Here is a 12768-nt window from a genome sequence, read left to right on the forward strand (position 1 = left end):
CCAGTGTCCGGCCGCTATCGTTGAGTGTTTGCTTTGACTTCGGAGTCGCTCTCCAGCATGGCCAGCATCTTGCCGATCGGCATGGGGCGGCTGAAAAGATAACCCTGCCCACAATCCACACCAAGCTTGCGCAGGAGTTGCCATTGCTCCTGGGTCTCGATGCCTTCGGCGACGACGGTGCAGCCCATCTGATGCGAGATCGTTCGGATGCCCTTGATCAGCATCCGGCTCTTGCGGCGGACATCGGCTGTGCCTGAACTGAGCGAGCGCGTGAAGGACTGGTCGACCTTGACGATATCGACGGGGAAACGGTTGAGATAGCTCAGCGACGAGTAGCCCGTTCCGAAGTCGTCAAGCGCAATCCGGCAGCCGAATTCGTTGAGCTGCTTCAGCACGCCATGCACTTCGGGATTGTCGAGCATCAGCACCGCTTCGGTGATTTCGATGACGATCCGGTTCGGTGAAATGTGGTGCTTGAGGAGCAGGGCGGCGAGCTTGTGCGGCAGCGTCAGCTCGAACTGCAGCGGCGAGAAATTTACGGCAAGATAGGTGTTCTGCGTGCCGTCGAGGGCGGAGATATCAGCCAGATGCCGGATCGCCTTTTCCAGAATGCAGTCGCCGATGCGGGCGATCGTCCCGGTTTCCTCGGCAATGCCGATGATCTTGCCGGGGGGCATGATGCCTTTTTCCGGATGATTGAGGCGCATCAGCGCCTCGAAGCCGGCGATCTGGCCATCGCTAAGGCTGACGATCGGCTGCAGCCAGGCCTCGAAGTGATCGTCCTTGAGGCCGGCTTCGATGCACTGCTCGATCTCGTGGCGCTCGCGCGCCGTATCGAGCATGCTGGCGTCGAACACCTGCAGGCCGTTCTTGCCGTCATGCTTGCGGGCATACATCGCCATGTCGGCCTTGAGCAGCAGGTCGGAGGCGTTTTCGGCGTGCTCCGGATAAACGGAGATGCCGACGCTGGCGCTGACGAACAGCTCGTTGCCGGCAATGTGCATGGGTTCGCGCAGCGCATTGACGATGCGCTCGCCGATTTCGCTGGCGAGTGCCGCGACATCCAGGTCCGAGACCAGGATTGCAAACTCGTCGCCGCCGAGTCGGGACATGATGTCGTCAGGGCGCAGGGTGGCGCGGATCAACTCGACGGTCTGGCGCAGAACCTCGTCGCCCGCCGCATGGCCGAAATTGTCGTTGATCCACTTGAAGCGGTCGAGATCGATGAACAGGCAGCCGACCTGGATGCCGGAGGCATCGGCAGTCACGATCGCCTCGTCGAGCGCTGCCTCGAAGCCCTGGCGGTTGAGAAGTCCGGTCAGGTGATCGGTGATCGCCTGGGCATGGTTGCGGCTTTCGGCCTGCTTGAGGGCGGTGACGTCGGTCATGACCGACAGCGACAGGTCGCCATCGCCGGTCGTTTCCGTCTCCAGGATCAGCACGGTCATGAACTCGCCGTCCGCCTTGCGGAAGGGGACGGTGACCTCGCAGATGTTGTGGTCGCCGACGGCGATTGCCTTGGCATGGCTGCGATAGGTCTCGTGCCAGTGCGGATCGATGAAATCGGTGAAGTTCTCGCCGATCACCTGTTCGCGGGCATAGCCGGTCGCCAGCAGCCAGTAATCGCTGACGGCGCAGAGGCGATTGTCGGTATCGAGCGAAAACAGCATGGCCGGGGTGAGGTTGTAGATGTCGGTGGCGCGCTCATGGGCGCTCTTCAGCTCCATCGACTCCCGCTCCAGCCGGTCCTGCATCTCGTTGAAGTTGGCGGCAAGCGCTCCCATTTCGTCGTCCGCGGTCCAGTCGACGCGGTGGCGCGAGCCCAGGCGCCGCGTTGCCTCGATAGCGGCCGTGAGGCGCATCAAAGGACGGATGACGGTGAAGCGGTTGCCGATGAGCGCGGCGGCAAAAACGGTGGCGACGGCAATGAGCAGGATGGCGAGGATCGCCAGCTCGTCCTTGCTGAACTGCGACAGCAGACCGGGTGTCGGCGCGCGCACTTCGAGACTGCCGATTTCCTTAGTGCCGTCGATTGCATCGTAGGATACGGGTGTTTTCAGCGTGCGGCTGTCGCTATCGGCGCCGAGGCCGCCGGAGGGCATCTGCGCGAGGATCGAGCCGGAATTGTCGCGGATGGTGACGGCCAGAATATCGGTGTCGTTCATCAGCGAGCGGGCGATGCGCTTGATGCCGTCGCTGTCAAAATCCCAGATGGGCTTGCCGAGCGCCTCGGCGCTTGCGCCCATCAGCAGCTCGATGTTGTGCAGGCGCTCGCGTGCGACGCGTTCGCTGGAGATACTGAGGAAAAGCACGAAGAGTGGGGCAACGAAAACCAGCATCGCACCGCATACAATCGCAATAAATCGGTTTTCGACGGAATGCATCATTGGACGCATCCCCCAGGCGTTGCCACTCGTGTCATTTCGTATTCTCTTTAGACGCTTGCTTACAAATTCCCCGCTGCAAGAACATCATCAAAACCTTAAATGTTGCTGAAATTGCTACATTACAATTCGTGAGGAGGCGCGATCGATTGTATGGGAGCGACAGCGCCGCAACCGGCAGGTTCAACGCAAAAGGCCCGCCCCGGTTGCCGGGGCGGGCCTTTCAATGGTTATCGCAGGGGCCGGCAGATGCCGACCGCCGTTCACCTTGCGGTGAATCAGGCTTCTGCTTCGCCTTCTTCTTCCTTCAGACCGCCAGCCGGAGCAGCGATCGTGGCAACCGTGAAGTCGCGGTCGGTGATAACCGGGGTCGCGCCCTTCGGCAGCTTGATGTTGGAGATGTGGATCGCGTCGCCGACCTTGTGACCCGAAAGGTCAACGGTCAGGAATTCCGGGATGTCGTCGGCAGCAACGGCCAGCTCGACTTCGTGGCGAACGATGTTGAGAACGCCGCCGGCCTTGAGGCCCGGGGACTTCTCTTCGTTGACGAAGTGAACCGGAACCTGAACGGTGACCTTGCTGTCCTTGGAGACGCGCAGGAAGTCAACGTGCATGGTGAAGTCGCGGACCGGATCCAGCTGGTAGTCCTTCGGCAGGACGCGGATCTTTTCGCCCTTGACGTCGATGACCGCAACGGTGGTCATGAAACCGCCGGCGTGGATCTTCATCGTCACGTCCTTGGTGGACAGCGCGATCGAGATGGGGGCCTGCTTGTCACCATAGATGACAGCCGGGATAAGACCGTTGCGACGAAGTTCACGGGAGGACCCCTTACCAACCCGTTCGCGCGTCTCGGCCTTGAGCTCATAAGATGCGTGGCTCATGGATAGACCTTTCTGTGTCTAATTCTGGAGAGTTCATCCGCAATGGCAGAAGAACCGAAGCCGCATGGGCCTCATCCGCGTTGCCTCCAAGGGTGTCTACGCGGACGGGCGGTGCATAGACGAGAACACCCGCAAATGCAAGCTTTGCCGCGGTTTTAAAGCATGTCGCGCAAAACTGTGCAGCGGTTTTGCGACAACGACCGCCACGAATTCAACTGGCGAAGGCGGCGCTCTCAAGCCTTTTTGCGTGTGAAGCGCGCAAGTGCCAGCATCAACCCGCCGGCGATCAGCCCCCAGAAAGCGCCGGAGATACCGCCGAAACTGACCCCTGAGGCCGTCACCAGAAACGTGATCGCAGCGGCTTCACGCGTTCTGGCATCGGTAAAGGCCGCCATGGCGGAGCCGGCAAAGGCGCCGACCAGCGCCAGACCGGCGACCGCCTCGATCAGGACCGACGGTGCGAGGCTGACGAAGGTGGTGACGGCGCCGGCGAGCAGACCGAAGATGACATAGAAGATGCCGGCAATGATGGTCGACCAGTAGCGTCGCGCCGGATCCGTATGGCTGTCGGCGCCGGCGCCCATGGCGGCGGTGATCGCCGCAAGGTTGACGGCGTGGCCGCCGAAGGGGGCGCTCAGCATCGAAAACAGGCCTGTTGTCGCAAACAGCGGACCGGGCGTGGGGTCATAGCCATTGACCTTCATGACGGCGATGCCGGGAATGTTCTGCGACGCCATGGTGACGATGAACAGCGGCAGCGCGATGCTGATCATCGCCGGCGTCGTGAACGACGGCATGACGAACTCCGGCTGCGGCACCAACGCCGAAGACAGCGCGCCCAAGGCATCGACAGGCATGTCGACACCGAAGGCAATGACGAGCACGAAGGCAAGCAGTGCTGCTGGCACCGCATAGAGCTTGTTGACGCTGCCGACGATGGCCCAGGCCAAGAGGATGGGCAGGCCGAAGAGCGGATTGAAACCGATTGCCTTGACCGGGGCAAAGCAAAGGCTGAGCAGCACGCCGGCCAGCATGGCGTTGGCGAGTGCGGCCGGGATGGACGAGACCATGCGCCCCAATGGCTTCCAGAGACCGGCAACGATGATCAGCAGGCCGCAGACGAGGAAGGCGCCGACGGCGGCGTTGAAGCCACCCTCGACAACGCCGGAGCTGACGAGAAGGGCGGCGCCGGGGGTCGACCAGGCGATGCTGATCGGCAGCCGGGTGGCGGCGCTGAGGATGATGGCGCAGACGCCCATCGAGATCGACAGCGCCATCAGCCCGGAGGCGGCCTGTGCTTCCGTTGCGCCGACACCGCCAAGTCCATGCAGAACGACGGCAAACGAACTGGCGAAACCGACAAAGGCGATGAGCAGGCCCATGAACAGGCTCTGGAGCGAGAAGTCACGAAGCATGGCTGGCAACCGGTTGTTGTGAATGCGCGTCGGATGACGCTTGAACTCGCCTATCATATTCCGCCGACGTGTCGATACCGCCGGCGTGATGAACGCATCAAACGCGCTGATGCGGGCATGGAGGGTGTACCTTCGTCTTGCTGGACCTCCCGTCCAATCGATGCCTATAGTGCGGCCCAGGCAGTTGCCGCCGTTTGGGAGAGCGGTCGGGACCTGCCGTTGCCGGACGTCGCTTGCAGGGAGGAAACCGATGCCTGCCGTCAGGGATCATACGGAATACGTCTACCAGGTTGCGCACCAGTCTTCCGCGGCTGCAAGCTCGCCGGTGGCTGCATCCTGGCGTCGCTGCATGACGCTGCATGGCCTGGCGCCCGAGGAGAGGCGAACGCCGCTTCGACTGTCCGACACAGAGTTCCGATCGGCGCGACAGCGTTCGGCCGAGTTGATCGCCGAGGCGGGCGGCGAGCTTGACCGGCTGTTTGCCACAGTCGGCAAGGCCGGCTGCTGCCTGCTTCTGACCGACGACAAGGGCGTGGCGCTGGAGCGGCGCGGGGCGGTTGGCGACGATGCGGATTTCCGCGGTGTCGGCCTCTGGTCGGCAACGGTGTGGAGCGAGGCGAGCGTCGGCACCAACGGCATCGGCACGGCCATTGCCGACGAGCGCGCCGTCATCATCCAGCGCGACCAGCATTTCCTCAGCAGCAACATCGGGCTTAGCTGCACGACGGCACCAATCCGCGACCATCTCGGCCGTCTGGCGGCGGCGATCGACATCTCCACCTGCCGCGACGACGCGTCGGAGATCACCCTCTCGCTTTTGTCGCAGGCGGTGCGGGATGCTGCAGCCCGCATCGAGGCAGGGCTTTTCCGCCGGGCCTTTGCCGGCTCGCGCATCGTGCTCGTGCCGGTCGACCGGGCAGGGCCGGCGCTCCTGGCTGTCGATCGCGACGATCTGGTAAAGGGCGCGACGCGCGCGGCGCGGCAATGGCTGGGGCTCGACGACAAACGCATCGCCGCGGGCATTCCAGCCTCCGACCTTCTGAAGGAAGGCATATCCGACGACGGCGCTGAGCTTCCAGACGCCGAGCGTGCCGCGCTCAGGCGCGTGCTCTCGCGTGCCAACGGCAATGTCTCGATGGCAGCCGAACTGCTCGGCATCAGCCGCGCCACGCTTTACCGCAAGATGAAGCGGCTCTCCGTCAACTGATCTTATTCAGGCATCCGTGGCTGCCCCTCTCCTCGGGTTTAACCCGAGGACTAACCCTCTCCCCGCCGAGCGGGGAGAGGGGACGTGCCCGGCCATCGCGGGTCGGAGCCTGATGTGGCGCGGAGAGCGAACCGCTTGCCCCTTCTCCCCGTGATGACGGGGAAAAGATCCCGGCAGGGGGATGAGGGGCGTGTCCGAGTCGAAGCGATTGTCTCTGTGACGCATTGCATGCTGCGCCGCAGCACAGTGACCCGACCCCACCTGTCTCACTTCTGAAACAGATCGCGTCGTCGGCATTCGCACCTCCCTATCGAAGACGCACGTTCGCGATCACCTTCCTCTCACAGCTTTGGTTGCTGGTTCACAGGGAGGAATGAACATGTTGCATCAGAAGATCGTCGAGAGCCCGTTCAAGCAGAAATACGGCAATTTCATCGGCGGTGAATGGCGCGAACCGGTGGCCGGGCGCTACTTCGACAACACGACGCCGGTGACCGGCGGCGTGCTGTGCCAGGTTGCGCGGTCGGATGCAGCCGACATCGAGTTGGCGCTCGACGCGGCTCATGCGGTCAAGGACAAGTGGGCGCGCACCGCCGCTGCCGAGCGGTCGAACATCCTCATGAAGATCGCCCAGAGGATGGAAGACAATCTGGAGCTTCTGGCGCGTGCCGAGACTTTCGACAACGGCAAGCCGATCCGCGAAACCATGGCGGCCGACATTCCGCTGGCGATCGACCATTTCCGCTATTTCGCCGCCTGCATCCGCGCCCAGGAAGGCTCGATCGGCGAGATCGACAACGACACGGTTGCCTATCACTTCCACGAGCCGCTCGGCGTCGTCGGCCAGATCATCCCCTGGAACTTCCCAATCCTGATGGCCGCCTGGAAACTCGCCCCGGCACTTGCCGCCGGCAACTGCGTGGTGCTGAAGCCGGCCGAGCAGACCCCGGCCTCGATCCTCGTCTGGGCGGACCTGATCGGTGACCTCCTGCCGGCGGGCGTGCTCAACATCGTCAACGGCTTCGGCCTTGAAGCCGGCAAACCGCTTGCCACCAATCCGCGCATCGCCAAGATTGCCTTTACCGGCGAGACGACGACCGGGCGGCTGATCATGCAATATGCCAGCCAGAACCTCATTCCCGTTACCCTCGAGCTTGGCGGCAAGTCGCCGAACATCTTCTTTGCCGACGTGCTCGCCGAAGACGACGACTATTTCGACAAGGCGCTCGAGGGCTTTGCGATGTTCGCGCTCAACCAGGGCGAGGTCTGCACCTGCCCGAGCCGGGCCCTGGTTCAGGAAAGCATCTATGATCGCTTCATGGAGCGAGCGCTGAAGCGTGTCGAGGCGATCCGCCAAGGCAACCCGCTCGACAGCGCCACCATGATTGGTGCGCAGGCGTCGAGCGAGCAACTCGAAAAGATCCTCTCCTATATCGATATCGGTAGACAGGAGGGCGCCGAGGTGCTGACCGGTGGCGGCCGAAACGTGCTGGAAGGTGAGCTGGCGGAGGGCTTCTACGTCAAGCCGACGGTCTTCCGCGGGCACAACAAGATGCGGGTGTTCCAGGAGGAGATCTTCGGGCCTGTCGTCTCCGTCACCACCTTCAAGACGGAAGCCGAGGCGCTGGAGATCGCCAACGATACGCTCTACGGCCTTGGTGCCGGTGTCTGGAGCCGGGACGCCAACCGTTGCTACCGCTTCGGCCGCGAGATCCAGGCGGGCCGCGTGTGGACCAATTGCTACCATGCCTATCCGGCCCATGCGGCCTTCGGCGGTTACAAGCAATCGGGCATCGGCCGTGAGACCCACAAGATGATGCTCGACCATTACCAGCAGACCAAGAACATGCTGGTGAGCTACAGCCCGAAGGCGCTCGGCTTCTTCTGAGCCGAGTTCATCTCCCTCTCCGCCTTTGGCGGGGAGGGCCTCCCAGGTGCGGCCGAGGGTTCTCCTCCAGCACTCGCCCTCGGCCCCCTGAACTTGAAACCGAAAGGCGCGACACTTGATTTCGTGCATGTCGTGATCGCGAAACCGCTGCTCACTTTTGCGCGACATGCGCAAGGAGGCTCGATATGACCGCCACCGAACCGCGGGTGCTTGCGACCGACGCCGCGCTCGACTTCATCGCCGAGATCAGGCGTGACCATCCGGACATTCTGTTCCATCAATCGGGGGGCTGCTGCGACGGCTCGTCGCCCATGTGTTATCCCGCCGACGACTACATCGTCGGCGACAACGACGTGAAGCTCGGCGAGATCGGCGGCGCACCCGTCTATATCAGCGCTAGCCAGTTCGAGGTCTGGAAGCACACGCAGCTGATCATCGACGTGGTGCCGGGCAGGGGCGGCATGTTCTCGCTCGACAACGGCCGCGAGCGCCGCTTCCTGACGCGCTCTCGCCTGTTCGGCGGCGCTGAGGCCTGCCCACTGGCAACCACAGTCACAAGCGCCGGCGCATGACTGCACCTTCCGTCAGGGTGACCTGACAAGCCGGTTCCTCGGTCGCGCGGCACGCGCGGACCGCTTTCGTGCGATCCGCGCATGTTCTACTGCAGACTGCCGTCGCCGCCACGGTCTGCGGCCTTGAAATCGGCCATTACGCTGTTCAGGAACTCGCTCTGGGTGATCTTGCCGTCGCGGTTTACGTTGATGGCGGCAAACTGTTGCGCGTTCAGGACAGGCGCTACCTCGTCGGCGCTCAGGGTGCCGTCCTTGTTCTTGTCCAGATTTGCGAAGGCCGTGGTCATGAAGCCCTGATATTCGGACCGGCTGATCACGCCGTCTCCGTCGCGGTCGAGCCGATCCATTTGCCCCTGATACATCGCCGCAGGCCTATCCTGGGCGGCGACCGGAGCGAACTGGCAAAGCACGGATGCCATCAGCAGCGCTACTTTTCGCATCTCGTAACCTTTCGCAATCAGCGGCAAGTCAAGGCAGCACCGGCCGCACCGCCAAGCGTGGCGCCGCCGCCGACAGCCCAGAGCTGGCCGCTGCCCGCGCCGATGGCCGAGCCGGCGAACCCGCCAAGGATTGCGCCGCTGACGGTTCCGGCAAGGCAGCCGAAATCGCCGGTGCTCGTCCGGGAGGACGTAGCAGTATTGCAGCCAGACAAGGCAAGGCCGCTTGCAAGAACGAGGGTTAGCGTAAAATTACTCATCTTTTCCTCCAAATTATCCGTGCGTGATCGGCATAGATCGGTGGAGCCGCCACCGGGGTGGCGCTGCATGAAAGTAGCTTTCCGAAGATATCCTTCGAAGTATCAAGAGGTCTTCTATTCGAGAAGAACCTTATCGATGAACTATGCAGTCTGCAGAGAAAGACGTTGGCTGCAGGGGGCAAATGCTACCCCTACGGATGGAAGATGACAACTCTTGGGGTGGGCAATTAAGCGCGCCGCCGCCTGGCCAGACGCGCAAGTATCACTGTAGCACTTTGATTTGTTGCACAATTTCATCCTTAAATAGTTTCCGATTTAAGGATCAAATTATGCGACAAGGCGTGCCGCACAAAAATGCGCAGCCGTTTTGCGACGACGACATACGTGAAATCAAGCTGTGGAAGCGCGTTGCATAAGGCTTCTTAAACGCAACGCGCTGGTCCGGAGCCACGGAAAATGACGGCCCAATCCCGCTTCACGAAAGCGGTTACTTTTGCCGGCGGTCGAGCCTGCCTCAGTCGAAGAGGCTCGAAACCGATTCCTCCTGGCTGGTGCGATTGATCGCTTCGCCGAGCAGGGTCGCCGTGGTGATGACGCGGATGTTGTGGGCGGACTGGACGGCCGTTGTCGGCTGAATCGAGTCGGTGATGACAAGTTCCTTCAGCATCGACGAGGTGACGCGGGCAACCGCGCCGCCCGACAGCACGCCATGGGTGATATAGGCGGTGACGCTGGTTGCGCCGTTCTTCAGAAGGGCTTCCGCGGCGTTGCAGAGCGTGCCGCCGGAATCGACGATGTCGTCGATCAGCAGGCAGTCCTTGCCCTTCACGTCACCGATGACGTTCATGACTTCCGATTCACCCGGACGGTCACGGCGCTTGTCGACGATCGCCAGCAGACAGTCGAGACGCTTGGCGAGCGCACGGGCGCGCACCACGCCGCCAACGTCGGGCGAAACGACCATGACGTTCTTCAGGTCATAGTTTTCCTTGACGTCGCGCGCCAGGATCGGGATCGCATAGAGGTTGTCAGTCGGGATGTCGAAGAAACCCTGGATCTGGCCCGCGTGAAGATCGAGCGTCAGAACGCGGTCGGCGCCGGCCTCGGTGATCAGGTTGGAAACCAGCTTGGCCGAGATCGGCGTGCGCGGACCGGGTTTGCGGTCCTGGCGGGCATAGCCGAAATAGGGGAGCACCGCGGTGATGCGACGGGCCGAGGAGCGGCGCACCGCATCGATCATGATGAGCAGTTCCATCAGGTGATCGTTGGTGGGGAACGAGGTCGACTGGATGATGAAGACATCCTCGCCGCGCACGTTTTCGCCGATCTCGACGAAAATCTCCTGGTCGGCAAACCGCCTTACGGTCGCTTTTCCAAGAGGCAGGTTGAGATAGTTGCAGATCGCTTCGGCCAGCAGCCGGTTCGAATTGCCTGCGAAAACCTTCATTGACGGACCGCCTTGAGCTGGCGCGGCTACCGTCCGGGTTCATCCGGGAGCGGCATTTTCCGCGCAGATTCCGAGAGCCATTCCAATCGCGGACAATCTTTGCGGGATGGCCGCCGTTCAGAGCTGATCGGCCGCTTTTTAGCGACACTGAACTTGAATGCAAGCGGAATGCTGCGCCGCGAAGCGCATTATCCTAAAAACTTTGTATCAACCGGGTCTGGATTGCCGCCATTCGAGATAGGCGTTGATGGTTTTGGTGGCGATGGCCTGCATGGTTTCGGCCGGAACGCCTTCCCACAGATCGGCACCGGCGGTTGCCACCGAGTCCTGGCCCTGAATGCGGTGGAGCCGATTGCCGCTGCCGTCGAGCACATCCCAGACATAGACGACCGTCGTCTTGCCGTTGTCCTTCAGCGCCGAGAAATAGCCCTTGAGGATGTGTTCGCTGCTGGCGTCGGCCGACCCCTTGATCGTCAGGCCATGGCTGCGCGCCTCTGCGCCGAGCTGTTTCGAAAGCGGCGTCACGGCTTCAACCGGTGCGCCGATGATCGGCAGGAAGCGGATCGTGCCGCCCGTCGCCGTGCTGGCGGAAGGAACGGAGGCGACGGCCGGCTGCTGTTGCGGTTGTTCCTGAACCTCTTCCGCGACGGGCTCGGATGTTTCGACAGGTGCGGGTTCGGCGAGCATCGCCGTGTTCTGGACCGGTTCAGTGCCGGAGGCGAGCCGGTTCGCCTGCGCTTCAAGCGAGCCGGCGGGATCGGTGTAGGTGCTGTCGCCGGTCGCATATTGTGTCGGCATACTGGCGGGCGCCGGCTGGGAGGCGAAGGCCTGGGTCCGTTGCACCGGCGAGCTTTGCACCGGAACGACGGCCGTCTGCGTCGACATCGACTCGAGATCGGATTGCGTCACCGGCGGCGAGCGGAACGTTCCTCCGCCGACGTCGACCTGCGGTATCAGCGCGTCCGTGCTGTTGCAGCTTGCCAGGGCGATGACAAGGCTGAGGCTTGCAATGGGCGTGAGAAGCTTTCGCATCGTTCAAACCGTCCGTCTTTCCTTCGCGGCAGGCCTGTGAAGTCATCTCCTGTTGTCTGCCATTTCAGCGGCAGTGTAGGCGGATTTCCCTAAGCAGAAATGAAGTCCAGCCCATAACGCGAAAGGGCGCGCGGCGTATCGGTGGTTGTGATGTAGGTCTGGCCGAGCGTCATGGCGGTGCCGCTGTCGGAATCCATGATGATCATGTGCACGAACAGCGACATGTCGGGCTCGATTTCCTGCGGGTTGCCGACATGGAACATCTGGTGCTCCATCCACGAGGGAGAAAAGCGCGCGCCGAGCGAATAGCCGCAGGCGTTCAGCCGATGCCGGGCAAGGCCGCGCTCGTCCATGATCTTGGCATGCACGTCGAAGACGGTGCCGAAGGTGTTGCCGGGGCGCAGCACCATCTCGATCGCCTGGATGGTTTCGCGGCAGGCGCTGTAAAGCTCGCGGTGGCGGTTGGTCGGCTCGCCGATGACGACGGTGCGCATCATGGCGGCGTGGTAATGGGCGCTGACGCCGGCCCATTCGAGTGTCAGCTGATCCTGGCTATCAAGCAGCCGGCGACCGGCCTTGTAGCGGCAGAGTAGCGCGTCGGCGCCGGAGCCGATGATGAAGTCGTTGGCCGGGTAGTCGCCGCCGCCGGCAAGGATCGCACCCTGCATTGCCGCGAGGATATTTGCCTCGTTGCCCCCCGGGCCGATGAGCGGCAGTGCCGCGTCGAGCGCGTCGTCTGCAAGGCTTGCCGCCCTTTCCACATGGGCAATTTCCGCCGGGCTCTTGATCAGGCGCAGGCGGCTGACGAGCAACGAGGCATCGATCAGCTCGCCGAAGGTCGAAAGCTGGTGGTCGACGAGGCGCGCGGTGCGGCCGGTCATGCCGTGGGTGTCGTACTCGACGCCGATGCGGTTGCCGAGCAGATCCATTTCACTCAAGAGGTTCTTCAGGTCCATCGTCGGGTCGGCGTTGACCCGGTCGACCCAGATCTCGATGCGCTCGATGTTGGAGGTGTGGCGGGCCTGGCGCAGGTCGGCCGAGCGCGTCAGAAGCACCATCGAGCCGTCCTTCTTGACCACCAGGGTCTGGAAGAAGCAGTAGCCGAAGGTGTCGTAGCCCGTCAGCCAGTACATGCTTTCCTGGGCAAAGAGCAGGACCGCGTCGAGCTTGTCTTCGCGCATCTTCGCGGTCAGCCGCTCAAGGCGGGCGGCATATTCCTCCTGGGCAAATTGCAGCGCCATT

Annotated in this window: 11 protein-coding genes; 3 read left to right on the forward strand and 8 right to left on the reverse strand. The window is 62.5% G+C overall.

The genetic code is table 11. The annotated features are described in order from the left end of the window. Positions 1-14: 14 nt before the first annotated feature. The 3 genes from AC07UR_RS17235 to AC07UR_RS17245 form a co-directional block, all read right to left on the reverse strand. The gene (locus AC07UR_RS17235) at positions 15-2387 is read right to left on the reverse strand and encodes a putative bifunctional diguanylate cyclase/phosphodiesterase (RefSeq protein ID WP_209790962.1); all 2373 of its coding nucleotides are present in this window, start codon (positions 2385-2387) and stop codon (positions 15-17) included. A gap of 275 nt (positions 2388-2662) precedes the next feature. Then, positions 2663-3268, reverse strand: coding sequence for a 50S ribosomal protein L25/general stress protein Ctc (locus AC07UR_RS17240; protein WP_173420803.1), 606 nt, complete (start codon positions 3266-3268; stop codon positions 2663-2665). Between the two features lie 233 nt (positions 3269-3501). Continuing rightward, positions 3502-4683: a benzoate/H(+) symporter BenE family transporter gene (locus AC07UR_RS17245; RefSeq protein ID WP_209790961.1), complete on the reverse strand. Its 1182-nt coding sequence runs from the start codon at positions 4681-4683 to the stop codon at positions 3502-3504. Positions 4684-4933: 250 nt separating this feature from the next. Here AC07UR_RS17245 and AC07UR_RS17250 point away from each other — a divergent pair, with 250 nt between their 5' ends. The 3 genes from AC07UR_RS17250 to AC07UR_RS17260 all read left to right on the forward strand — a co-directional run bounded on the left by AC07UR_RS17250 (position 4934) and on the right by AC07UR_RS17260 (position 8350). Continuing rightward, positions 4934-5890: a helix-turn-helix domain-containing protein gene (locus AC07UR_RS17250; RefSeq protein WP_173420801.1), complete on the forward strand. Its 957-nt coding sequence runs from the start codon at positions 4934-4936 to the stop codon at positions 5888-5890. Between the two features lie 379 nt (positions 5891-6269). Next, positions 6270-7778, forward strand: coding sequence for an aldehyde dehydrogenase (adh, locus tag AC07UR_RS17255; RefSeq protein WP_209790960.1), 1509 nt, complete (start codon positions 6270-6272; stop codon positions 7776-7778). A gap of 185 nt (positions 7779-7963) precedes the next feature. Continuing rightward, entirely contained in the window at positions 7964-8350 is a 387-nt protein-coding gene (locus AC07UR_RS17260; RefSeq protein WP_209790959.1) for a DUF779 domain-containing protein, read from the forward strand. Between the two features lie 86 nt (positions 8351-8436). Here the strand turns inward: AC07UR_RS17260 and AC07UR_RS17265 are convergent, their stop codons facing one another. The 5 genes from AC07UR_RS17265 to AC07UR_RS17285 form a co-directional block, all read right to left on the reverse strand. Next, positions 8437-8790 (reverse strand): EF-hand domain-containing protein, encoded by a 354-nt coding sequence (locus tag AC07UR_RS17265; protein ID WP_209791130.1) that lies wholly within the window; start codon positions 8788-8790, stop codon positions 8437-8439. Between the two features lie 17 nt (positions 8791-8807). Next, the gene (locus tag AC07UR_RS17270) at positions 8808-9047 is read right to left on the reverse strand and encodes a hypothetical protein (protein WP_173420798.1); all 240 of its coding nucleotides are present in this window, start codon (positions 9045-9047) and stop codon (positions 8808-8810) included. Between the two features lie 514 nt (positions 9048-9561). Continuing rightward, positions 9562-10494 (reverse strand): ribose-phosphate pyrophosphokinase, encoded by a 933-nt coding sequence (locus tag AC07UR_RS17275; RefSeq protein ID WP_025427925.1) that lies wholly within the window; start codon positions 10492-10494, stop codon positions 9562-9564. A gap of 207 nt (positions 10495-10701) precedes the next feature. Further along, entirely contained in the window at positions 10702-11526 is an 825-nt protein-coding gene (locus AC07UR_RS17280) for a hypothetical protein (RefSeq protein WP_173420797.1), read from the reverse strand. Between the two features lie 89 nt (positions 11527-11615). Further along, complete coding sequence (locus AC07UR_RS17285; RefSeq protein ID WP_173420796.1) at positions 11616-12767, reverse strand: M24 family metallopeptidase; 1152 nt, start codon at positions 12765-12767, stop codon at positions 11616-11618. Between the last annotated feature and the right edge of the window lies 1 nt (position 12768).

It is taken from the genome of Ensifer sp. GW821-FHT05G01, from assembly GCF_059419585.1.